Source organism: Streptomyces sp. NPDC001348, from assembly GCF_053597535.1.
This window is the reverse complement of sequence record NZ_JBSFIK010000064.1, coordinates 16861-38880: the sequence shown is the minus strand read 5'-3', so window position 1 is coordinate 38880 and position 22020 is coordinate 16861. Positions and strand designations below refer to the sequence as shown.

At 73.6% G+C, this 22020-nt stretch carries 19 protein-coding genes; 6 read left to right on the top strand and 13 right to left on the bottom strand.

What is annotated here, in order from left to right; translation table 11 throughout:
* Positions 1–144: 144 nt before the first annotated feature.
* Positions 145–2031 carry an NAD-binding protein gene (locus ACWC21_RS39320; protein ID WP_450889334.1) on the bottom strand — a complete coding sequence of 629 codons (1887 nt, stop codon included), beginning with the start codon at positions 2029–2031 and terminating at the stop codon, positions 145–147.
* A gap of 185 nt (positions 2032–2216) precedes the next feature.
* On the opposite strand from ACWC21_RS39320, the gene ACWC21_RS39315 reads away from it, so the two are divergent.
* Both ACWC21_RS39315 and ACWC21_RS39310 read left to right on the top strand, forming a co-directional pair.
* On the top strand, positions 2217–3296 hold the full coding sequence (locus ACWC21_RS39315) for a permease (protein WP_450889332.1): 1080 nt from the start codon (positions 2217–2219) through the stop codon (positions 3294–3296).
* Positions 3293–4057 (top strand): TIGR03943 family putative permease subunit, encoded by a 765-nt coding sequence (locus ACWC21_RS39310; protein WP_450889330.1) that lies wholly within the window; start codon positions 3293–3295, stop codon positions 4055–4057. Before ACWC21_RS39315 ends, ACWC21_RS39310 begins: the two co-directional genes overlap by 4 nt.
* Positions 4058–4075: 18 nt before the next feature.
* On the opposite strand, the gene ACWC21_RS39305 is transcribed toward ACWC21_RS39310, so the two are convergent.
* Positions 4076–4333, bottom strand: a complete 258-nt coding sequence (locus tag ACWC21_RS39305) for a hypothetical protein (protein WP_450889329.1) — start codon at positions 4331–4333, stop codon at positions 4076–4078.
* Positions 4334–4372: 39 nt separating this feature from the next.
* On the bottom strand, positions 4373–5431 hold the full coding sequence (locus tag ACWC21_RS39300) for a PucR family transcriptional regulator (protein WP_450889327.1): 1059 nt from the start codon (positions 5429–5431) through the stop codon (positions 4373–4375).
* 509 nt (positions 5432–5940) lie between these two features.
* Here ACWC21_RS39300 and ACWC21_RS39295 point away from each other — a divergent pair.
* Genes ACWC21_RS39295 through ACWC21_RS39285 form a run of 3 tightly spaced genes read left to right on the top strand, consistent with a single transcriptional unit; the run spans position 5941 to position 9933 of the window.
* The gene (locus ACWC21_RS39295; protein ID WP_450889325.1) at positions 5941–7233 is read left to right on the top strand and encodes a hypothetical protein; all 1293 of its coding nucleotides are present in this window, start codon (positions 5941–5943) and stop codon (positions 7231–7233) included.
* Positions 7230–7715 (top strand): hypothetical protein, encoded by a 486-nt coding sequence (locus tag ACWC21_RS39290; protein ID WP_450889324.1) that lies wholly within the window; start codon positions 7230–7232, stop codon positions 7713–7715. The genes ACWC21_RS39295 and ACWC21_RS39290 overlap by 4 nt, the downstream gene beginning before the upstream one ends.
* A gap of 58 nt (positions 7716–7773) precedes the next feature.
* Positions 7774–9933 carry a hypothetical protein gene (locus ACWC21_RS39285; protein ID WP_450889322.1) on the top strand — a complete coding sequence of 720 codons (2160 nt, stop codon included), beginning with the start codon at positions 7774–7776 and terminating at the stop codon, positions 9931–9933.
* Positions 9934–9991: 58 nt separating this feature from the next.
* Here ACWC21_RS39285 and ACWC21_RS39280 read toward each other — a convergent pair whose 3' ends face one another.
* The 7 genes from ACWC21_RS39280 to ACWC21_RS39250 all read right to left on the bottom strand — a co-directional run bounded on the left by ACWC21_RS39280 (position 9992) and on the right by ACWC21_RS39250 (position 17773).
* Entirely contained in the window at positions 9992–11338 is a 1347-nt protein-coding gene (locus ACWC21_RS39280) for a protein kinase domain-containing protein (protein ID WP_450889320.1), read from the bottom strand.
* Positions 11335–12228 (bottom strand): protein phosphatase 2C domain-containing protein, encoded by an 894-nt coding sequence (locus ACWC21_RS39275; RefSeq protein ID WP_450889318.1) that lies wholly within the window; start codon positions 12226–12228, stop codon positions 11335–11337. Before ACWC21_RS39275 ends, ACWC21_RS39280 begins: the two co-directional genes overlap by 4 nt.
* The gene (locus ACWC21_RS39270; protein ID WP_450889335.1) at positions 12225–12905 is read right to left on the bottom strand and encodes a vWA domain-containing protein; all 681 of its coding nucleotides are present in this window, start codon (positions 12903–12905) and stop codon (positions 12225–12227) included. Before ACWC21_RS39270 ends, ACWC21_RS39275 begins: the two co-directional genes overlap by 4 nt.
* Before the next feature lie 143 nt (positions 12906–13048).
* Positions 13049–15547, bottom strand: coding sequence for a GTPase-associated protein 1-related protein (locus ACWC21_RS39265; RefSeq protein ID WP_450889317.1), 2499 nt, complete (start codon positions 15545–15547; stop codon positions 13049–13051).
* On the bottom strand, positions 15544–15867 hold the full coding sequence (locus tag ACWC21_RS39260) for a hypothetical protein (protein WP_450889315.1): 324 nt from the start codon (positions 15865–15867) through the stop codon (positions 15544–15546). Before ACWC21_RS39260 ends, ACWC21_RS39265 begins: the two co-directional genes overlap by 4 nt.
* Positions 15868–15889: 22 nt before the next feature.
* Positions 15890–16222 (bottom strand): hypothetical protein, encoded by a 333-nt coding sequence (locus tag ACWC21_RS39255; protein ID WP_450889314.1) that lies wholly within the window; start codon positions 16220–16222, stop codon positions 15890–15892.
* A 33-nt stretch (positions 16223–16255) separates the two neighbouring features.
* Positions 16256–17773 (bottom strand): hypothetical protein, encoded by a 1518-nt coding sequence (locus ACWC21_RS39250; RefSeq protein ID WP_450889312.1) that lies wholly within the window; start codon positions 17771–17773, stop codon positions 16256–16258.
* Positions 17774–18107: 334 nt separating this feature from the next.
* On the opposite strand from ACWC21_RS39250, the gene ACWC21_RS39245 reads away from it, so the two are divergent.
* On the top strand, positions 18108–18482 hold the full coding sequence (locus ACWC21_RS39245) for a hypothetical protein (protein ID WP_450889310.1): 375 nt from the start codon (positions 18108–18110) through the stop codon (positions 18480–18482).
* Between the two features lie 48 nt (positions 18483–18530).
* On the opposite strand, the gene ACWC21_RS39240 is transcribed toward ACWC21_RS39245, so the two are convergent.
* The 3 genes from ACWC21_RS39240 to ACWC21_RS39230 are packed head-to-tail and all read right to left on the bottom strand — an operon-like array spanning position 18531 to position 21746.
* Entirely contained in the window at positions 18531–19817 is a 1287-nt protein-coding gene (locus tag ACWC21_RS39240; protein WP_450889308.1) for a sugar ABC transporter permease, read from the bottom strand.
* Positions 19808–20587 carry an ATP-binding cassette domain-containing protein gene (locus ACWC21_RS39235; protein WP_450889307.1) on the bottom strand — a complete coding sequence of 260 codons (780 nt, stop codon included), beginning with the start codon at positions 20585–20587 and terminating at the stop codon, positions 19808–19810. Before ACWC21_RS39235 ends, ACWC21_RS39240 begins: the two co-directional genes overlap by 10 nt.
* 43 nt (positions 20588–20630) lie before the next feature.
* On the bottom strand, positions 20631–21746 hold the full coding sequence (locus ACWC21_RS39230) for a sugar ABC transporter substrate-binding protein (protein ID WP_450889305.1): 1116 nt from the start codon (positions 21744–21746) through the stop codon (positions 20631–20633).
* Positions 21747–22020: the final 274 nt, after the last annotated feature.

Here is a 22020-nt window from a genome sequence, read left to right as displayed (position 1 = left end):
GGGGAGTTGGCAACCGACGACAACGCCGGTGGGGGCCCCTCCCGCTCGAGCGAAGTCGAGAGTGGGGGAGTGCGTGCCAGGCCCCGCGACCCCGGCATGATCCACAAGACACCCCCCTGGGGCGCCCGGTGCGGGCTCGTCGTCTCACCGACCCGCACCGGCCGGCCCACCGGCCCCACCGGCCCCACCGGGCGTCCCGCGCCGGCCCAGCAACTCCGCCAGCCCGCGCCGGGTGGCGGCCAGCAGCACCCGGTCCTCCGCCCGCAGCACATGGCTCTCGTCCACCTCGGGCCGCCCCTCCAGCGCGAGCACCCGCCAGGCCCCGGCCCGGAACGCGTCCTGAACGGTCCGCCCCTCCAGCTGCGGATGCCCGCCCACGTCCACCACGGCGAACAGCAGCACCCGCCGCTCCACCGGAATCGCCCCCAGGATCTGGCGGCCGAGCATCGCGCCCGCGAAGGCGGGCGCGGCCAGATGCGTCACACTCCGGCTCCGCGTCTGCGCGTGCGGGTGCGCGGCCCGCAGGGTGCGGTACACGGCCGTCGCGAAGTCGTCGTCGTACAGCCGCAGCACCACCCGCAGATCGGGCCGCACGGACCGCGCGTACAGCACCGCCTCCAGGTTGGTGGTGTCCGCGCTGGTCACCGCCATCAGGGCGTGCGCCCGGTGGATCTTGGCGGCCTCCAGCACCCCTTCCTGCGTCACGTCACCCAGGACCACCGGCACCCGCAGCCGCCGCGCCACGGCCAGCCCCCGCGCGTCGGGGTCGGACTCCACGCACACCACCGGGATGTGCAGCTCCCGCAGCCGCGTCAGCACCCGGGTGCCGATCTTGCCCAGGCCCAGCAGCACCACGTGCCCGCCGAGCCCGCGGGGCGGCTTGCGCAGCGCGGACGCGGTGCGGAAGGTGCCCAGCGCCTCCAGGACCGCGGCCAGCAGCACCGGGAGCATCAGCAGCCCCACCAGCCCGGACAGCAGTTGCAGGATCTGCCGGCCGAGGGACTGGCCGATGGCCGGGTCGTCGATCGCGAACATGTCCAGCAGCGTCAGGTAGAAGGCGCTCAGCGGATGGATCCCGGTCACCACGGACAGGGCGACGGCCAGCGCCACCACGCACCCGACCATCCCGGCCAGCGACCACCTGAGCCGCCGCGAGAACAGCGACGCGAACGGCGGTACGCCCGCGACCCCGCGCCCCGCCGCCGGTGACGCCCCGGCGGAGTACGACACCTGCTCCAGCACCACCGTCCCGCGCCCGGTGGCGGCGTCCACCTCCGCCGGGTCGGGCAGCAGCCGCGGCCCGTGCTCCCCGCTGCCCTCCGATCCGTCCGCCCCGGCCGGGTCACTGCTGGTCGCCGACAGCAGGGCCAGCGTGCACAGCCCCGGGTCGGCGACCTGCCCCGGCGCCGGCGGGGGCCGCTCCACCGCCCGCAGCAGCAGCTCGTCGGTCTGCACGACCTTGCTGGTGCCGGCGACCGCGGTGGCGGCCAGTGCGGGCGCGGCGGTGTCGGCGTCGGACAGCACGACCGTGGACGCGTCGCCCGCGGCCGCGTCGTTCCCCGCCAACGCGGCGGCCTGGTCGAGGAGTTCCTCGATGTGCTGTCCCAACCGGCGGTTGTAGAGCCGGAGGACGAGCCGCAGCCGTGGGTTGAGCCGCCGGGCGGTGAGCGCGGCACGGATGTTGGTCTCGTCGTCCTCGTACACGAGGGCCAGTGCGACCGCCTGCTCGACACCCGCCTCGGCGAGCACGGCCTCGCTGGGTTCGACCTCCTCCAGGAGCCGTTCGCCGCGCGGCGGTTCGCCGTTGCCGCCACCGTTGCCGTTGCCGCCAGGAGCCCCGGGACCGCGCCCCACGGCGGCACTCACCACCCGGTCCAGCAGCGCCGCCGAGGCGGCCCGCGCCCGTCCCACGACCGGTGGCCGCGCGGTGCGGTCGTTCGGCGGTACGACGAGCGTCACCTGCTCCCCGTACACCCCGCGCAACTCGGCTGCCAGCCGGTGCGCGAGCCCGTCGTCCCCGCACACCACCATGCGTGCGGGCGCACCACTGTGCCCACTCTGATACGGAACGCTCGCCACAAGGGGAAAGACTGCCCCAACGGGACGGGTGGTTCCAGCGATCACCTGAACGCCCGGAGCCCGAGTGCCGTACTGATGGGGAGGGAGAAGACACACCCAGACCGCGGGCCGGCGCCCGCACGCGGAGGTACCCACCCGTGGCCATCACCGAGGAAGCCCCGCCCGGACGGGTCCCGCCCGACGCGCCGCCCGACGAGCGGTCCGACACGCAGTCCGACACGCGGGCCGGCGCGTCGCCCGGAGCCGGCGGACGGCGGGGCCGGGAGGGCTGGCACCTCAACTCGCCGCTCGCCCTGACCCTGCTGCTGCTCCTGGTGGTGCTCTTCCAGGGCCGGGTCCGCGGCGCGCTGTCCGCCCCGGTGATGCAGAGCTGGATGACGGTGTTCGTGGCGGTGGTCGTCCAGGCGCTGCCCTTCCTCGCCCTCGGTGTCCTGCTGTCGGCGGCGATCGCGGTGTTCGTGCCGCCGGCGTTCTTCGCCCGGGCCCTGCCCAGCCGGCCCGCGCTCGCCGTGCCGGTCGCCGGGATGGCGGGTGCGGTGCTGCCGGGCTGTGAGTGCGCTTCCGTGCCGGTGGCCGGGGCGCTGGTCCGGCGCGGGGTCACCCCCGCCGCGGCGATCGCGTTCCTGCTGTCCGCCCCGGCGATCAACCCGATCGTGCTGACGGCCACGGCGGTCGCCTTCCCGCGCGATCCCGAGATGGTGCTCGCCCGTTTCGCCGGGAGCCTGCTGGTGGCCTGCGTGATGGGCTGGCTCTGGCAGCGGGTGGGCCGCACCGACTGGATACGCCAGCCCGCGCACGCCCCGCACGAGGGGCAGAGCAAGGGGGAGGCGTTCTGGGGGTCGGTGCGGCACGACATGATGCACGCCGGAGGCTTCCTGGTGCTCGGCGCGATGGCCGCGGCGACGCTGAAGGCGGTGGCCCCGGCGAGCTGGCTGCGCACCGCCGCCGGCAACCCGGCGGTGGCGGTCCTGGCCCTGGCCGTCCTCGCCGTACTGCTGTCGATCTGCTCGGAGGCGGACGCGTTCGTGGCGGCCTCGCTCACCCAGTTCTCGCTCACGGCCAAGCTGGCGTTCCTGGTCGTCGGCCCGATGATCGACCTGAAGCTGTTCGCGATGCAGGCCGGCACCTTCGGCCGGGGCTTCGCCGTGCGCTTCGCCCCCGCCACCTTCGCCCTCGCCATCGCGGGCGCGGTGCTCACCTCGGCGGTGCTGCTGTGAACCGGCAGGCCCAGGCGGCGGTCCTGTTCCTGACCGGCGCGGCCCTGCTGCACGCGGGCCTCACCGACCTCTACCTGCGCTATGTGAAGGCGGGGCTGCAGCCGCTGCTGCTGGCGGCCGGGGCGGTGCTGGTGGTGACGGCGCTGGCGACGGCCTGGTACGAGTGGAGACGTGGCCGCGGCAAGCCCTCGACCGCCCCGGAACACGACGACCACGCCCCGGAGCACGACGACCACGGTCACGCCCACACGCACCGCGAGCCCCGTATCTCCTGGCTCCTGGTCCTCCCCCTGCTCGCCCTGATCCTGGTCGCCCCGCCCGCCCTGGGCTCCTACAGCGCCATGCGCACCGGCACGGCCCTGCAGCACCCGTACGGCTACACGACCCTGCCCGCCGGGAACCCGGTGCCGATCAGCCTGGTCGACTACGCGGGCCGCGCGGTCTACGACCACGGACGCTCCCTCGGCGGCCGGCAGGTCCGCATCACCGGGTTCGTCGCCCTGGACCGCACCGGCACCCCCTACCTGGTCCGGATGGCCCTCAACTGCTGTGCCGCGGACGCCCAGCCGGTGAAGATCGGCCTGACGGGAAGGATCCCGCCGGTCCTGCAGCCGGACAGCTGGCTCCAGGTGACGGGCGCGTACACGTCGAAGCAGGTCAGGGACCCGGTCAACAACGGACCGATCCCGTTCCTGAAGGTGACCGCCGCCCGTCCCGTGCCGACGCCGCACGATCCGTACGACGAGAGCTGGAACACCTGACACCGGCGGCGGCCCGGCTCACGGGCCGCCCGTCCCGCCCCGGTCGGCGCCCGCCCCGGTGGCGCCCCCGTTCCAGTCGTACGGCCCGCCGCCGCGCCACTCGATCAGTTCGGGATCGTCGACGGCCTGGTCCACGGCGGGCAGCCCGGCACGGTGCACGAGATCCAGCACGTCGAACAGGTCGTACGCCGTCCCCACGCGCTCACCGCGCACGGTCACCTGCCGCCCACCGTCCGCGGCCGGCGGCAGCACCACCACAGGAGGACCCGTACTCATGCCACCACCATGCGCCAGGCACGCCCAAAGCGCAGCACGTCACAGCTGTCTGGCGGGCCAGTCCAGCAGCCGGGCCCCGATCACGGCCGTCTGCAGCATGTACCGGTGGGCGGGATCGACCGGGTTCGCGCCGGTCAGGCGGTGGATACGGGACAGCCGGTAGGTCAGGGCGCGCACGCTCAGCGAGAGCCGGCGGGCGGCCTCGGCGGCCACACAGCCGCACTCGAAATAGGCCGTAAGGGTGTCCAGCAGCGGCTGGGCGCCGCCCCGGGCGGCGGTGAGCGGACCCAGCGCGCCGCGCACGAGGTCGGCCAGGGCCTGCCGGTCGCGGGTGAGGACGGGATAGACGAGTAAGTCGGCGGCGCGCAGCACCGGCTCCGTCATCTGCAGCCGTTCGGCCAGCTCCAGGGTGCTGAGCGCCTCCTCGTACGACTGGACGACCCCGCGGGCGCCGGGCTGGGGGCGGCCGATGGCGACCCGGCCGCCCTCCGTGGCCGCGTGCGCCTGCTGGGCGAAGTGGGTGAGGATCTCGTCCTGGTCGCCGGGCGCGACGCACAGCAGCCGGCCGCCCTTGGTGGTGAGCAGGATGCTGCGGTCGCCGAACCGGGCGAGGAGAGCGCGTTCCACCTGCCGGGGGACCGGCCCGCTCTCGTCGTACGCGGTCGGGCCCTCGGCCACGGCGACCGCGTGGGCCTGGGACAGGCGCAGGCCGAAGCGTTCGGCGCGTTCCGCCAGACGTCCGAGGTCGCTGCGGCCGTAGAGCAGGTCGTCGATGAACTCCCGGCGGGCGGCCTCCTCCTTGCGCACGGCGTGCCGCTGGGCGCGCTCGTAGCCCTCGGCGAAGGCGTCGACGGCCTGCTGCACGGCGGCGAGGGTGCTGTCGGCGGACCCCTGGTCGCCGGGCCAGGCGGCACGGGTGGCGGCCAGGTGGGCGCGGACCAGCGAACGCAGTCCGTGGCCCGCCTCGGCGGCCTGTTCGCCCAGGACACGCCGGTACTCGATCTCGTCCCGGGTCAGCCGCCGCCCGGTGGCGGAGACGTCCGCCAGGAGTTGTGCGTACCCGTACAGATAGTGGCCGGGTGGTTCCTGCTCCGTCATGACTTTCCCCGTTTCCGATCCGCCGGCGACGCCTTCCTCACGGACTCCCCTGCGGCTCCGGCAGGCAGACATTAATGAACACTGCCGGGAACCGGCAATGCGCGGGCGTGCGCCGGGCGTGCACCATGACCCACGGGGAGCACTGCGGATGGTCCCGATGCCGGAGCCCGGCAGACTACGAGCTCCGGCAACGGGGCCCCGCAGAGCCCGGATCCCCGACGCGCCGGCACCGACCGACGCGGCGTCCCTGGCCGTGCACGGCATCCGTCCGATGACCGAGATCACGCCCCTGGGCGACACGGACGCGGCCTACTGGCGGATGCTGTCGGGCGCCCCCCGTTTCCGGATGGTGCTCACCGCGGGCCGACCCGGAGGATTTCGACCGGTACTCCCTGGAAAAGTCACAAAATGAGCAAGGGCGTGTGCGAGCGCCGGGAATGTGGTGGAGTGCAGCTCCGCGGGAGACCGCGGATCTGAGCACAGGGGGTGGGGGAGTGCCGCTTTCGGCATTGGCGAACTCTGCGGAACTGACCCGCGACTTACGGACTCTGGCCGCGAAACCCCAGCTGCAGCGCCGTGCGAAGGAACTGCGGGCGCTGGCCGACGACCTGGCGCGCGGTCAGGATCTGGACGTCTGGGCCGAGATCGACCTGATACGGGCCTTCGCCCGGCCGGAGTGCGTGGAGTCGCCCGGGGCCGCCGCGCCGCCCCCACCGACCGCCCCCGGCGCCAAGAGGGCCAACCAGGCCACGTGGAAGGGCTTGTGGGACTGGCTGCGCAAGGTCCGGGAAGGGCCGTTGGAAGCCGCCCTCGGGGTGATGGTCTTCGTGCCCCTGCTGGTCACCTGGGCCGGACTGCGCATGGCCGGTGAGGCGTACGGGGAACTGGCGGAGGACGACCCCAAGGAGGCGTCGCGGCCGTTCCTCCAGTTGTGGCAGTCGGGCTTCGACGGGCATCTGTCGTCCTACGAGCGGTTCGACAGCGTGGCGCTGACGGCGGTCGGACTGATCGGCTTCCTGGTGCTGCTCGCCGTGTGGCACGCCTGTGTCCGCGCCCGCACCGAGCGCGAACTGGCGGACCAGGAGGACGAGCGAAACGCCGTACTGGCCGAGCTGGTGTCCGTACTGACCCGTGCGCAGCTCCTCCTCGTCACGCACAGGCACGGCTCCCCGCAGCGGTTCGCGGCCGAACTGACCGTTGCCGCCGGTCAGTTGCGGTCCCTGACCCGGCAGGTGGCGAAGAGCCACGACAGCCTGGTCCTGGTCGCCGAGAGCGCCGACAGAGCCGTCACGGCCCTGTCCGCCGCCACCGACCGGCTGTCCGACGAGGTGCCGCAACTGGGCGCGGCGGCCGACCGTATCGAGACGGCGGTGCGCTCCGGGGCCGACGCCCTGCGCGACGCACAGGCGACGGCCGTCGACGCCGTCCGCAGCGCGCAGGACAGCACCACCCGCACCGGGCAGGACAACGCGACTGCGGTCCGCGAGGTCGGCGACCGGATCGTGCAGGCCGGCACCCTGATCGACACGGCGCTCAAGAAGCTCACCACGGTGCAGGGGGAGCTCGTCACACTGTCCGGGCAGGCGGTCCAGGCCACCGACCGGGCCTCCCAGTCCATGGTCAGCAGCGCCGGCCGCACCGGTGACGCCGTGGACGGGATGCGCAAGGCCACCGAGCGGTGGGACGCCGCGGCCGCGCACTGGCAGGACGCCGCCGCACGGCTCGACGAGGGCATCCGGCGCCTGGCCGGGAACACCCACGGCGTGTCCGGCAACGGGGCCCGGCCCGGAGCACCCGCATGACGCGGCCGGTCCGCCGCCGCGGGCGGCTCGGCACCATCGCGCTCGCCGGCTGGCTCTTCGCGGACTTCCTGCTCGTCCTCGCCCTGGTCGCGATGGGCGACCAGGCCGACCCGTTGGCGAACCGGCATCCGCAGCCCCGCCCGACCGCGGTGCACAGCCCCACGCCGAGCCCCACTCCCACCGGCCCGCGCTCGGTCTCCAAACGCCGGTTCGAGTTCCATGTGTCGGGCACCGACGACTCCTCGCTGATCCGGCAGATCAAGAAGGCCACCAAGGCCCGCACCGGTCAGGAGGCGGCGTTCGTCCTCACCTTCGGCGGCACCCGGGACGGCACGGAGTACGCGCGCAGGATCAACAAGCTGCTGCACCGCGCCCAGCCCCGGATGTTCGGCCGGAACACCGCGACGGAGGACTTCCTCAACCTCACCGCCGAGGCCGACACCGCACGCCTGTGGGTGTACTACTACACCTCGCCGAGCTGAGCGGCCCGCCCCGGCAGGACCGCGTACGCCCCGGCGGAACGGACGGATGGAGCGACACGTGAACGGTGGTACGGCACCGGCGCCGGAAGGCGCCGGCCCGGCGGCCGGGGGTTCGGTGCTGCCCGCCATACCGGCCCTGCCCGGCTTCGCCGCCCTCAGCCGCAGACTGACCGACCTCGGCTTCCGGCACGCCGCCGAGCCGCTCCTGCTGGCGCCCCGGCCGGGACCGGCGCCCCCGGCGGCGAAGGGCACGGGCACGCCCACGTTCCGGGTGCTGGACGGACTGTGGCTGTCGGGCCGCGGAGGCAACTGGCAGCGCGTCGACTCCGCGTTCCTCAACGACTGCCGCAGACGCTGGGAGGGCAGCGGCGACCCGCGGGCCGACTCGGTCCGGGGCCTGCTGAACCGGCTCCGCCGCCGTACCCGCGGCGATGCCATGCACCTGCGCCGCATCGTCCTCTACCAGCTCGCCTGCCTGCTCACCGACCGCGCCGGCGGACCGACCCGGGAGGCGGCCGAGGCCCTCGGCGTGGACCCCGCGGAGTCGGCGGCCCTCTGCGCGGCCGTCGCGGCGGGCTTCCCGCCGAACGGCCCGGCCCGGCAGGCGTGCGAGCAGATCACCGACGCCCTGCTGGCCGGGCGGCTGCACCGGGCCACCCGGCTGACGGCGCTCCTGCCCGACCGGCCCGACGACCCCGCCCTGGCCGCCACCCTGGCCGAACTGCGCAGACGTACCACGGCCGCCCGGTCGCTGATGGCGACGGCGGCCCGGCGCCAGGCCGCCGGCAGATCGGAGCCGGCGGCCCAGGCCTGGCTCGGCGCCGCCCGCATCGCCGTGGACGATCCACGGGCCCGGGCCGGACTGCTGGGTGCGGCGGCGCTCCTCGCGGACTCTTGTGGCCCGGGCGGCGGCCCCGTCCTGCACACCGGGCTCGACGAGGACACCGTCACCCTGGAGTGGCAGCCGGTCGGCGCCGCCGGAAGACGCCGCGGCCCGGCCCGGTACTCCGTGGTGCGGTTCCCCGAGGGCGCACCGGAGCAGGCCGTCGAGATCGCGTCGGCAGGCTCCGCCGGCACCGTCCTCGACACCGCCGTCCCCGTCGCGACCCGGCTGCGGTACGCGGTAGTACCGCTGTACGGCGACCGTGCCGCCGGCGTACCGAGTGTCTCCGGTGTCGTGCTGTCGGTCCCGGAGGTGCGGGACCTGACGTGGAAGGCCGTCCCGGACGGCGTGTCCCTCGGCTGGCAGGCCCACCGGAAGGCTGCGGGCGTCCGGGTGCGGCGCGGGACGCGGCCGCCCGTGCCCGGGGGACGCGCCGGCCTGGTCGACCGGCCGCTGCCCGCGGGCGACCACTCGTACCGGGTCAGCAGCGGATACCGGGCGCCGACCGGCGAACTGCTGTGGTCCCCCGGCCGCACGGTGTCGGTGCGTGCCGAGGAGTGGCCGTCGCTCGTGCCGGAGATGTCGGTGGACCGGATCCACGACGACGGCCGGGTCGAGATCGTCTGGACGCCGCCGGAGCGGGGCTCCGAGCACCTGGTGCCGTGGACGCTGTGGCCCGTCGCACCGGGCGAGGACGTCACCGACCTGTACGCCGCTCTCCCGCCGCTCGGCGGCCCGGCGGCCGGCGGACAGGACGGGGCTTCCGGCCGGCGGCGCGTGACGTTGCGGCCGTCACGGGGCGCCGCGACGCGGGTCACCGCGGTGAGCGTCATGAGCGGGCGGGCCGTGGCCGGCCCCAGCGTGCTCATAGAGGCCCCGGAGGAGGTGACCGGTCTCGCGGTGGACCGCACCGGCGCCGACGCGGCACGGGTCCGCTTCCGCTGGCCGGATCCGGCCGTGCTGGTGCTGGTCCGCTGGGAGCAGCGCGGCCGGGTGCGGGAGCGGAGGGTGGCGCGCAGCCTGATGGGCCCGCACGGGGTGGAGATCCCCCTCAGCCCGGACGAGGCCGTTGTCACGGTCGGCGCGGTGCCGCGGCCGGACGCCACGGTGGTCGCCGCCGTCCCCGCCCGGCGGACCGTCCCCGCCGCCCCGCCCCCGTCACCGTCCCCGCCGTCGGCGCCCCCGCCGTCGGCGCCCCCGCCGCCGGTGACCGGCGGCGGGACCACGCCGCCCGCGCCCGTGCCGCCACGCGCGGCCGGTGGCCGGCCACCGAGTACCCGGCGTCTCCCCTGGTGGCGGAGGCTGTGGCCCTGGCGGCGCGCCCGGCGCGGGTGACACCCGGGGACGGTCGGCGCCCGTGCCCGGTGTCGTGCGGACCCGCCGCCCCCGCCCGTCAGACCCGTACCGTTCCCTCCGCGCCGTTGCCGAACTCGATGGTGATGCCCGAGCGCAGGGCGACGGTCCGGCCGGGTGGGACCGGCTGGGGCGTCCCGTCGGGCCGGCGGGTGGTCCAGGTGTCCTTCGAACGGTTGGTGAGGCCGAACCGGCCGGGCTTCTGCGGGTGTTCGGTGACCTCCCCGACGACCGCGGTGAAGTCGTGCTGCAGCGGGTCGCTGACCATGTGGTGGGCGTAGACGTGCCCACCGCGCACCAGCCGGATCGGGCGGGCGCTGCGCACCGCGCCCATACCGACGAGCAGGTCGAGCCGGGGCGGCAGGTCCAGCCGGTGCGCGCATTTCCAGCAGTCGGGCCCCGTGTCACCGGGCTGGTCCAGACTCAGCTTGCCGCACCGCGCGCACACCAGGGTGTTGTCGAGGACCGTGCTCAGGGCGTCGCGCCACTGGCTCTCCCGGACCCGCTCGTCCCTGTTCGTCAGACCGACGGTGAACGTCTGGACGAAGAGTTTCCGGAGCACGTCGGGCAGGGCGTTCCAGGTGGCGATCACGGTGTCCTGCTCGCCGCGAACCGGACGGTTGCCGGTGTCGGCCGGGTCGTAGACGAACACCGGCCGGGTGCCGTAGAGCCTGCGCTGCGCGGCGTCGTCGAAGCAGCGGATCTGCAGCGCGAGGGCCCCCTGGAACGGGTGGTGGTTCATGAACAGCATGAACAGCAGCACCGCCAGGGAGTGCAGATCGGTCTGCGTGTCCGGCATGGCGCCCGGATCGCCGCGTACCAGTTCCGGTGCCATGAAGTCCATGGTCCCCGCGATGGCCGCGGCCTCGCCCTCGAACACCGCGTTGTCGTTGTCGCAGACCAGGATGTCGCCGTTGACCGGGTCGAAGAAGATGTTCCCCCAGTTGATGTCCCGGTAGGCGATGCCCCGGGAGTGCAGGGCCCGGTACGCCTCGACGGTGTGGATCGCGGCCATCACCAGGGTGCGCGGGGTGACCCTGCCGACCGAGGGGTCGCGGCGGAAGAGCGCCTGGAGGTCCCTGAACCGGTCCGGTCGCAGATCCATCAGATAGCCGAAACCGCCGCTCAGCGCGTTCGGGTCCCAGACCACCGACCGCGGCCACAGGAAGCGGTGGTCGCGCCAGTTGAGCCCGATCAGCCCCTCCAGGATGTCCCGCTGCTGATCGGTCGCCTGCGCCGGGTAGTACCACTTGACCGCCCGGTCCCCCTGAGGGGTCTTCGCCAGGTACACCTCGCCCTGGCCGCCGCCGCCGAAGAGCCGGCCGACGGTGATCGGGTCGCCGTTGTCGGTGACGAGCCTGTGCCCCTCGGGCAGGATCCCGTTCACGATGGTCTTCCTTCCGTCTCTTCCTGTTCTTCCCGGGGGCACCGGCCGGACCCGGCCGGTGCGTACCGCGCGGCGGGGAACGCGCCGACCAGGGTCGAGTCGTCCCCGGAGTAACTGGCCGCGTGTGCGAGCCAGTTCTCCAGCTGGTCCTGGACGGCGCCCAGCCCCTGGTCCCGGGCCCGGTCCCGTAACCCGTCGGCGAAGCTGACGAACCCCTCGTGGTCGGTGAAGCTCTTGGACAGCCCGTCCGTCGAGATCAGCACGGCGGTGCGCCGGTCGTCCGGCAGCCGCTGCCAGTGGATCCGCATCTGCCGCCACGCCTCCGGCTGGCACAACGAGTCCGCCTCGTCCCCCAGCTCCGGCCCGTCGTACAGCGGCACGCAGGGCGCCCCGGACTCGTCCACCAGCACGATGTCCCCGTCGCCCAGCTGCCAGCAGAGCAGCAGCCGCCCCACGGCCACCGCCCCGACCAGGGTGCTGCCGTACGGGATCAGGTCGGGGCCGCCGGACCGGACGGTCTGCCAGTCCCCGCCCGCGGGGGAGTTGCACTCGTGCAGCGCCACCCGGTCCCGCCATGTGTGCACGATCTGCTGGGGCAGGCTGCGGGCCGCGGCGAGCACCGCGGGCCAGTGCGCCTCGTCACCACCGCGACGCACCATGTCCTCGGCGAGCGCGCCCGCGCAGGCGGCGAACGCCTCCACCGCCCAGCGGGAGCCCAGGTCGCTGCGGAAGTGCGCCTTGGAGCCGTGGCCGTCCGCGACGGCCAGCAGCACACCGGCGCCGCCCGCGACATACCGTGCGACGCGGCTGTCCTGTGAGTATTTCTTGTTACGGCCCTTCACCGCGCCCTCCAGCAGCGCCCAGGCCGTACCGTCCGGCGTCGCTGTCACCAGACGTCGTCGTCATCGTCTGCGACGGGCGCCGGCGGCGGAGGCGGCACGTTCTTCGCCAGCGGGGTGGTCTGCGCGTTGTCACCACCCCCCACGGGCGTGGACGATGCGCGCACGGCCATGGTCGAGGCCCAGCGAATGGCCCGGACGAGCTGCTGCGGGTTGGACGCGAGTATGGGGTCCATCTCCGGGTTGGCCAGGAACTCCTTCAGCACGGCCTTGTCGGCGTCCTGGCCGATGGCCACGGCGACGCGCACCGCCCGCTTCCCCCACGGGGTGGCGTCGACGGCCCGCATCCCGGCCCGCCAGTCGTCGGTCGGCTGACCGTCGGACACCAGGGCCAGTACGGGCCGCAGCGCCCGTTCCGGCATCGGGGGCATCTCGAGTGCCGTCGCCGCGAGCTTCAGCGCGGCGCCCAGGCTCGTCCACCCGGAGGTCTTCACGTCGTTCCATGTGAAGTCGTGGATGGGCGTGGGTTGTTCGACGTGCCAGTTGGCCTTCTCGGCGAAGGTGATGGCGCGTACCAGCAGGCTGGCGGCCGGGTTCTCGTCCGCGGCCTTGCGCATCTCCGGGATCACCTCGCGGATGGCGAAGTTCAGCTCTCCGATCTTGCCGTTGATCCTCATCGAGTCGGAGCAGTCGAGGATCCAGATGAAATGAACAGGACGGTTGGCCATGGGGCCGCCTGGGATGTCGCTCACGCGGGTCCTCCCTGTGGCCGGACAACGGCGTCCGGCTTCGCTCGTGGTGCGGGTGTCTCGTGGGGGGTGGTCTGTGGGATGCGGGTGCGGCCGTGAATGCGGCTTACGTGGGGGGCGGGTCAGTCGGGGGCGGGTTCCGGGGGCGTGGGCCCCGGACCGGCTCGCCCGTTGACGAAGTCGTGCCAGACGCGCACCCATTCGGCGGGCTCGTGCGAGTCGAGGGATCGGGCGACCTTTTCGATGTGGTCGACGCCCGTGCTCCGGCGCAGCCGCGCGACGAGGTCGCCGAACACCTCGTCGACGAGCCGTGCCACCGCCCCTTTCCAGGCCGTGGAGGCCGCGAGGTTGTCCTCGCGCCAGGCGATGAACAACCGCGCGGCGTCGTGGTGGCTGCTCGCCAGGGCCTCGACCAGGCGCTGTTTCCGCGGGGGCGTCAACTGCGCGGTGACGTAGTGGGCGAGCAGGTCCTCGTCCAGCGGACGGCTGAGCCGGCGGACGATGTACGGGTCGTACAGCTCGGCCGGTTCTGCCTCGGCCAGCCGGACGGCGAGCTTCCGGGTGAAGTGGGCGCGCATCGACTCCGGCACACGGTGCGTGCCCAGCAGGGTCTCCATCCGTTCGATGGCTTCGTGCGGCGCGATGTCATGGGCTTCGAGCTGCCGGCCGAGGGTCAGTACCGTCGCCAGGTGGTCCTGCTGCGGGGTCAGTCGCGCACCCATGGCGACGAGTTCGCGGGCGAGTGCGCCCAGTTCGTCGACCGGTGCGTTGGGCGCCGTGAGCAGTCTGGCCAGCAGGCGGTCGAGTCCCGCGTCGACGACCAGGCCGTGGGGGCAGAGGACCAGCAGCGCGACGGCCTCGGCCGGACCCGGCCCTCCCCGCGGCCAGGTGAGCCACCACATCAGCTGGAGCATCCACGGTTCGCGCTCCGGCGCGGCCGGTGACGACTCCAGCAGGGTGCGGAACAGCTGCAGGCCGCCGACCTGGTTCGTGCGCAGGCGATGGGCCTGCAGGACGAGGCGCAGCCGCAGCGGCGCCTGGTCGTACCGGCCGGTCAGCCAGGCCCCCAGCGGCGAGGCCGCCAGCTCGACCAGCTTCTGCGGCGCTTCGCCCGGGTCGGACTCCGCGAGCCGGTCGAGGAGAAGGCGCTGGAGGCGGAGGGGCAGCCGGTCGAGCAGCTCTCCGGTCGCCGGGTCCGGGGACGCGTTCGGCCCCACCAGATACCGGGCGAGCCGTGCCGCGACCTTCTCCTCGAGTGCCTCCGGCGCAGACCGGCCGCCATCGGTGGCGGACCCGCCGGGGCCTTCCCGTGCGGCGGACACGGCGTGCAGGATCTCCAGCAGGTAAGCCCACTGCGCGGGCGGCCCGTTGAGGCGGGCGTCGACCGCCACGACCAGCCTGGTCACCACCTCGGCCCGGTCCGCGCCCGGACCGAGCCCCGCGAGGATCGTCCCCAGCCGGTCCTCGGCACCTTCCGGTACGCGCGCATCCAGGTCCCCGAGGACGGCGGTCACCTCCGCCCGGCTCAGCGGAGGGGACGAGGCGCCGGCGGGGCGGGCCGCCCCGGGATGGGTGCCGACCGGGTCCGTGGGGATGTCACCGCGCTGGGCGTGCATGGCGCCGCCGGGAAGGTTGGCGTCGTCCTCGGGTTCCGCGGCCTGGGTCGCCGGCCGCCGGCCCGCCTCGCCGAGCGCCTCGGCGTTGCCCGGCCGGGACGCCCGTCGGACGAGCCCCGGCATCTTCCAGCGGTTCGGGTGCAGCAGGTCCTGCAGCAGGTCCTGCAGCGGGCCGAGGTCGAAGGGAGTCGCGCCGGTCCCACGCGCGTACGCGGCGCGCGGGGCCCGGCCCTCGTGCCACACCTGGGCCGCGACCTGCGCCCAGGTGTCGGGCCCGGCCATCGGCGGGCTGCCGGGTCCGCCGAGCCCGTCGTGCACTCGGTACAGATGGTTCAGCGTCGTCTCGTCGTGCCGCTCGAACCCGGATTCCGGGCCGATGCCGAGGATCTGCTGCGGTGCGCTGCCGGGGTCGACGGCGCACAGGTCGAACGTCAGGGCTCGTGCGTGGACGGCGGGCAGGGAGGCGCAGGCCAGCGCGATCCAGTGGGCGACGGTGTCCGGATCGCGCTCGGCGATCACGATCTGCCGCCCGGCCGGTGCGGAGAACAGCCGCCGGACGTCGGCGAGAAACGGCTCGACGCGTTCGGCGTGCTCGGCGGCGAACCGGGCGAGGTGCTCGTCGTCGCACCACTCGGGGATGCCGTCGGCGGCGACGTCCAGTGTCCACGACGTGTCCCACAGCGGCGACCGCCATGTCTCGACGGGTGTGCGGTCGGGCAGCCCGTCCGGGCCCGCGGGCAGATGGCAGGCCGTCACCTGCCGGGCCCGGGCGGCTCCGTCCGCGGCGACCGTCCGGCACAGCAGCGTGTCGCCGCCGCGCGTCCGGGTGTGGCTCAGCACCGGTCCCGGCACTCCGGGCCTCGGCCGCGCGGCGTCCGCGAGCAGCGGCTCGGCGCTCCGCGGGAGCTCCGCGGGCAACCCGGCACGGCCCACGGCGGAATCGGGCCGGGGGACTGCCGCCGGCTCGTTCGGGTGGAGCGCGTCACCGAGCCGGTACAGCCTCATGGCGTCGCCGCCGGCTGCAGGGCATCCGCCGCCGACCGCAGGCTCTTCTCCGCCGACTGCAGGGTCGCGGCCGCCGACCGCAGGCTGTTCGCCGGTGCCCGCAGGGTCCCCGCCGCCGACTGCAGGGTTCCCGCCGCCGCCAGCAGGCTCTTCACCGGCGGCTGCCGGGTCTCCGCCGCCGACCGCAGGGTCTGCGCCGCCCCCGACAGGCTCTTCTCCGCCGACTGCACGGCCTGTGCCGCCGACCGCAGGCCCTTCGCCGGCGTCCGCAGGGTTCCCGCCGCCGACCGCAGGCCCGCCGCGGCCCGCCCGCGTGTCATCCCCGTACGCCCGTCCACCGCCTCAGCCGCCGATCGCTTGGATGCCGACCGCCTGGGCGATGCCCTGGACCAGCGCGAGCAGTCCGCTGCCCGCGCCGACGCCGGCGCTGATCAGTTCCAGCCGCCGCCGAATACGGCCCGTGTCCGGGGCCGACCCTTCCTGATCGCTTCTGATCAGCTCGCCGCGGATCTCCTCCGCGTGCGACCGCAGCGGCGAGTTCACCCGCGCGAGTTCGTCGACCAGCCGCTTCGACAGTGCGAGAACCGCCTCCGCCTGCTGGTTCACGTTCATCGTGTTGTGGTCGCCCATCTGGACCTGTCCGGTGACGGGCGCGTTGAAGTTGTAGGTGCTCATCGTCGTCCTCCGTGTGAGGTGGTCGCGGCGCGCTCAGGGAAGGCCGGGCGGGGAGACCGGGCCGCCCGGCTGGGGGCCGGGGTTCGGCACACCGGCGCCGGCGCCTCCACCGGGTGGTGTGACCGGCTGGTTGACGTTCATCTGGCCGTGGTTGCCGGCCTGGAGCTGGTTGACGACGCCGTTGAAGTTGTAGGTCTGCAGACTGACGATCTGCTGCTGCTGACGGCTGATGTCCGAGGCGTCCAGGTTGCGGCTCTCCAGGAAGTCCGCCGTGCAGCTCAGGACGCCCTGCACCATGAGCTTGAAGTAGTGCTGGGCGTCCCGGCGTTCGCTGTAGCCCATCTCCTTCCAGTGCGCGGCGCGCTCCCGCAGGCTGTTGACCGAGCCGTAGTCGTAGCCGCTGTAGCCCTGGTCGATCTCCTTGCGGACGCGGGCCAGTTCCTTGGTGCGTTCCGCGGACCTGAGGCGCAGGCGGGCCGTCCGGCCGGCGGCGCCGAGCACTCCGTGGCGGGTGAACGCCAACGCCGTCCGTACGGCGTTCCAGTGCAGCCGGTGTTCCGAAGCCGCGTACTCGGCGGGCAGTTTGAAACGCGGTCCGAGCGGTGGCAGCACGTAGGCGGCGACCTCCCAGGACAGCAGGGGCGGGTGGAGCAGCGCCTTGAGGTGCATGGACACCAGCACCTGTCCGCCGGCGCCGACGACCCACAGGCACAGGTAGGTCTCCATGCCGCCGCCGGGCTGTACCGCCCCGGCCTTCACATAGCCCGACGGTATGGACACGGCCGGTCTTCGGGTCGGGTCGGGGAGCGCGTCGGGCCCCAGGGCGCGGACGTTGGGGCCCCGCACGTACAGCCGGTTACGGGCCCGCAGCCCCGGCAGACCGGTGGACCTGGGCATCTCCTTGGCCAGGTAGTGGTGCAGGTCGGCGGCGGTGAAGGGCTCCGGGGTGAGCTGTCCGCCGGTCGGCGACTGCGCCGGCTTGCTGATGTCGAACGGGCTCCACACCGCCTCGGTGATGCGCCACCCGCTGCCGACGAAGGGGTTCTCCGACTCGGCTTCCAGTCCGTAGACGACGATGTTCGCGGTACGCAGGCTCTTGAGGTCGCCCTCCAGAGCGGGATCCGCGGTGGGGGCCAGTTTCTGTACCGGTGTGCTGGTGTCCTTCAGCGCCAGGACGGCGCGGCGCACGTCCCATTCGCAGAGGTAGATGACGACCGTGGCGGCGGGGAAGACGGCCGCCCCCGCCACCAGCAGCGCCACGGCCGGGTCCGGGTGGCGGGAGGCCAGCGCCGTACCGGCGAGCACCACCGCGAGGACCAGCAGTCCCTCCAGCAGGAGCAGCTGCCGGTCGCGCCGGGCCCTGCGCCGCTCCGCGTGCAGTGCGTGTCGCACCAGGGCCACCAGGTTCACGCCGAAGGGCAGTCCGACCGACTTGATGCGGTCGGTGGCGTACTCGTCGAGGACTTCCCGGGCGAACTCGCTGTCGATGTGTACGGTGGCACACATCTGACGGGTGATCAGGTCGGCTGTGTACTGGGGTAACACCGGCATGGGTGCATTGGACAACTGATTCCCCCTCCCCCTGGCGGCGGACCGTCGTGCGGCGCGTACGGCTCTCCCCAGCCACCGCGCTGCCGCTGTCCGGATGAGCACTGTAGGAGAGCGGCGCCCCATCCGGAGGGTTTTTCCGGAATCCGTGTCCTGTGTGGTATGTCCCCGGCACGGACCTGCCTCCGGCCCGGAACCGGCGAAGCGGAACCACGCCCCGGGCCGCTGCTCGATCGTCGTCGGGCGATCGTCGAGCGACGCCGTGAGGGCGGAGCCAAAGCGCGCGAGGATGGAAGAAGCACATCCACACCGACTCGACACGAGAGGAGGAGACGGGATGGCTGATTCAGCGAGGCAGTCCGCGGCCGCTCTGACCACGCTCGAGCCCGCCGAACGCGTGCGGGCCCAGAAGGGGCTGCCGAGAACGGAACGCACGCGCCTGAGCCCCGTGCGTGAGGGCCCCCAGCCCCGGCAGGAGCGGACCGGCACGTCGCACCCCGACGGCACGGGCACCCAGACCCGCAGGTTCCGTCCCCCGGTCGCGATGCCCGGCGTGAAGGAGATGAAGAACCTGCCCGCGAGCATGCAGAACCGGGACCTGGTCTTCTACGGGGGCCTGGGAGTGCTCACCGTGGCAGGCGCTCTCGAGTGGCCGGTCGCCCTGGCCATCGGCGGAGCCACCTGGCTGCTGCGCGGCAAGCGGAAGGAGTAGCACCGAAGCGGTACGGAGCCGCGCGGAGCGACGCCGGTCGGGCATCCCTCAGACGCGCCCGCGCGACTCCGCGGCACGCCGCGCCAGCGAGTCGAAGACCACCGCGGTCAGCAGCACCCCGGCCGTGACCATGAACTGGACCGAGGGCTCGACGTCCATCAGCGCCATGCCCGAGCCGATCGACTGGATGATCAGCACCCCGAGCAGCGCGGACCAGGTCGAGCCGCGTCCGCCGAACAGGCTGGTACCGCCGATGACGGCGGCGGCGATGGCGTTGATCAGCAGCATGCCGGAACCCGGGACCTGGCTCGCCGAGGTGAGCCGCGACGCGACGAACAGGCCGCCGACCGCCGCCAGGCTCCCCGACGCCACGAACACCGCGATCCGTACGCGTGCCACGTCGACGCCGGCCCGCCGGGCCGCCTCCACACCGCCGCCCAGCGCGAGGACCTGCCGGCCGTAGGGCGTGCGGCGCAGGAAGAGGTCGGACGCGACGACGACCGCGAGGAAGATCAGCAGGGCCAGCGGCAGGCCCTCGAAACGGTCGAGGACATGGACGGTGGCGAACGAGACCAGCCCTAGCAGGGCCGTACGCGCCCAGATCTCGCCGGCCGGCCGGCAGGGCATCCCGGCGGCGCGGCGACGCTTGTGGTCGTGGTAGGTGACGAGGAGGTAGGCGGCGGTCCCCGCGGCCGCCAGGCCGTAGGTGACGACGGCGGCGCCGAAGTAGCGGCTGGTCAGGTCGGCCACCAGCCCCTCGTCGCTGAAGTTGATGGTGGTGTCCGGCCCGAGCAGGTACAGCATCAGGCCGTTCCAGCCCAGCAGGCCGGCGAGGGTGACGACGAACGCGGGCACCCCGATCCTGGCGAACAGGAACCCGTGGGCGGACCCTGCGGCCGCACCGCAGGCCACCGCGATGACCACGGCGAGCCATTCCGGCATGCCCAGGTTCACGTTCAGCGCGGCGAACACGGCGCCCGCGAGGCCCGCGAGTGAGCCGCCCGACAGGTCGATCTCGCCGATCAGCAGCACGAACACGATGCCGACGGCGATCATGCCGGTCCCGACGATGTCCACGCTGAGGACGGACAGGTTGCGCGGCGAGAGGAAGTTGTCGTTGAGGGCCTCGAAGACCGTCCAGATCACGGCGAGGGCCAGCAGGACCGGGGCGGCGCCGAACTCGCGTGCGTCGACCCTTCCGCGCACTCTTCGGCGCACCGCGCCGCCGAACGCCCTCAGACGTCCGGTGCACCTCCCCTGTCCGTCGTGGCGCCGGTCGGCGTCGGACTCGGTGTCGGAAGCGCCTGCCCGGGTCCCCCTTCCCTTCACGGCCACGTCTCCTCCGGAAGGGTCCGGCGGTGGGCGACGGCGTTGTCCGCCGCGCCGGTGATCGAGGAGATGATCTGTTCCTGGGACGTGGTGTTCACGTCGAAGACACCGTTGTTGCGGCCGAGACGCAGCACGGCGACCCGGTCGGCGACGGCCTTGATGTCGCCCATGTTGTGGCTGATGAGGAGGATGCCGAGGCCCCGGTCGCGCAGCTCCTCGATGAGGTCGAGGAGCTGGGTGCTCTGCTCGATGCCGAGGGAGGCGGTGGGTTCGTCCAGCAGGAGCAGTCTGGGTTCGCCGAGGAGCGAGCGGGTGATCGCGACGGCCTGCCGCTGGCCGCCGGACAGCGAGGCGAGCGGCGCGCGGACGTCGGGCATGCGGATGGACAGGGTGTGCAGCAGCTCGCGGGTGTGGCGCTCCATCTCGACCTCGTCGAGGATGCCGCGCCGGTGGATCTCCCGGCCGAGGAAGAGGTTGCCGACGACATCGAGGTTGTCGCACATCGCGAGGTCCTGGTAGACCGTCGCGATCCCGAGCGTCTGGGCGTCCTGGGGGCGCTTGATCTGGATGGCCTCGCCCTGCCACTCGATGACGCCCTTGTCGGCGGGGCCGACCCCCGAGATCACCTTGACCAGCGTGGACTTGCCGGCGGCGTTGTCGCCCACGAGCGCGACCACCTCCCCGGCCCTGATCTCCAGCTCGACGTCCACCAGTGCGTGGACGGCGGCGAACCGCTTGGAGACACCGCGCAGCGCCAGCAGGGGCTGAACCGGCACGTGACCACCTCCTTCCGCCTCCGGGTCCGTGGTCTCCGTGAGCTCACCGGACGAGTCCGGCCTTGGCGCAGGCGGACCGGAACTCCGGGGTGCATATCTGTCCAACCGTGTATATACCGTCCCTGATCAGGGTGTCCTTGACGTTGCCGACGGTCACCGAGACCGCCGGGAGCAGGACCGCCGGTATGTCCTTGGTGGTGGGGCTGTCGACGGTGCCGGTGGCGACGGACCCGGCCGCCCCGCCGCGCGCCAGGGCGACGGCCATCTCGACGGCGGCGTCGGCGGCGGCCCTGAACGGTTTGTAGACGGTCATGGACTGGTCGCCCTCGACGACGCGCTGCACACCCGCGAGGTCGGCGTCCTGGCCGGTGACCGGCGGCAGCGGCCTGACCTCGGTGGCGTTGAGGGCGGAGATCACGGCGCCGGCGAGGCTGTCGTTGGCGGCCAGGACGCCGTCGATGTGGGCCCCGCCCAGGGCGGCGATGGCGCCGGTCATGTTGACGTAGGCGTTCTCCGGCCGCCAGCCGACGGTGTCGTACGACTTGCCGATCTTCACCTTGCCCTTGAGCACGGACAGCGCCCCCCGCTCGAACCAGCCGGCGTTGGGGTCGGTCGTGGCGCCGTTCATCATGACGATCTGGCCGCCGTCGGCCTTCGGGCCCATGGCCTTCAGCAGCCCCTCCCCCTGCAGTCTGCCGACCTTCTCGCCGTCGAAGCTGACGTACCCGTCGACCGGGCCCTGCGCGAGCCGGTCGTAGGCGACGACCGGGATGCCGGCCCGGTGCGCGTCCTCGACCGACGGGCGCAGCAGCTCGGGGTCGACGGCGGCGACGATCAGTACGTCCACCCGCCTGGTGATCATGGACTCCAGTTGCTGCCGCTGGACCGCCGGGTCGGGTGTGGCGGCGACGGTCGCCGAGCAGCGCGGGCACAGCTGCTCCAGCTTCTTCTCGATCAGCGGCCGGTCGAACCGCCCGAACCGGGAGGCCCCGCCGCCCGGCATCAGCACGCCGACGCTGAGACGGTCCCCACCGCCCCCACCGCCCCCACCCCCGCCGCAGGCCCCGGCCAGGACCAGGCCCGCGGCGGCCACGAGCGCCATGGCCGCACGACCGGGGGACCTGCGCTTCACGGCCCGGAGGCCGGCACCGAGACCCATCTTGCAATCCCCAGCGAAATATCCGATAGCGCCCTAAATGGACGCTTATGCCAAGAGTAGCCAAGGCAGGGACGGACGGTCCGGGGCCGGGGCAGGCCGACCGGGGCCGGGGCAGGCCGCCGGTGGCGGGCGCGCCCGATGCGGTCGAGTCGCACGGCGCGGGCCGCTGGTTTGCCCTCCGGCGCGGGCCGGATCTCCGGGTCCCGGGTCCGGGCCGGCCGGTGGCGGGCGCGCCCGATGCGGTCGAGTCGCACGGCGCGGGCCGCTGGTTTGC

What these genes read in the sequence shown, in the direction of transcription:
- ACWC21_RS39290 (WP_450889324.1), top strand. Translation starts at nt 7,230, where the DNA reads ATGACGCGGCCGGTCCGCCGCCGCGGGCGGCTCGGCACCATCGCGCTC.
- ACWC21_RS39250 (WP_450889312.1), bottom strand. Translation starts at nt 17,773, where the DNA reads ATGCCGGTGTTACCCCAGTACACAGCCGACCTGATCACCCGTCAGATG.
- ACWC21_RS39320 (WP_450889334.1), bottom strand. Translation starts at nt 2,031, where the DNA reads ATGGTGGTGTGCGGGGACGACGGGCTCGCGCACCGGCTGGCAGCCGAG.
- ACWC21_RS39265 (WP_450889317.1), bottom strand. Translation starts at nt 15,547, where the DNA reads ATGAGGCTGTACCGGCTCGGTGACGCGCTCCACCCGAACGAGCCGGCG.
- ACWC21_RS39270 (WP_450889335.1), bottom strand. Translation starts at nt 12,905, where the DNA reads ATGGCCAACCGTCCTGTTCATTTCATCTGGATCCTCGACTGCTCCGAC.
- ACWC21_RS39230 (WP_450889305.1), bottom strand. Translation starts at nt 21,746, where the DNA reads ATGGGTCTCGGTGCCGGCCTCCGGGCCGTGAAGCGCAGGTCCCCCGGT.
- ACWC21_RS39260 (WP_450889315.1), bottom strand. Translation starts at nt 15,867, where the DNA reads ATGACACGCGGGCGGGCCGCGGCGGGCCTGCGGTCGGCGGCGGGAACC.
- ACWC21_RS39255 (WP_450889314.1), bottom strand. Translation starts at nt 16,222, where the DNA reads ATGAGCACCTACAACTTCAACGCGCCCGTCACCGGACAGGTCCAGATG.
- ACWC21_RS39300 (WP_450889327.1), bottom strand. Translation starts at nt 5,431, where the DNA reads ATGACGGAGCAGGAACCACCCGGCCACTATCTGTACGGGTACGCACAA.
- ACWC21_RS39245 (WP_450889310.1), top strand. Translation starts at nt 18,108, where the DNA reads ATGGCTGATTCAGCGAGGCAGTCCGCGGCCGCTCTGACCACGCTCGAG.
- ACWC21_RS39305 (WP_450889329.1), bottom strand. Translation starts at nt 4,333, where the DNA reads ATGAGTACGGGTCCTCCTGTGGTGGTGCTGCCGCCGGCCGCGGACGGT.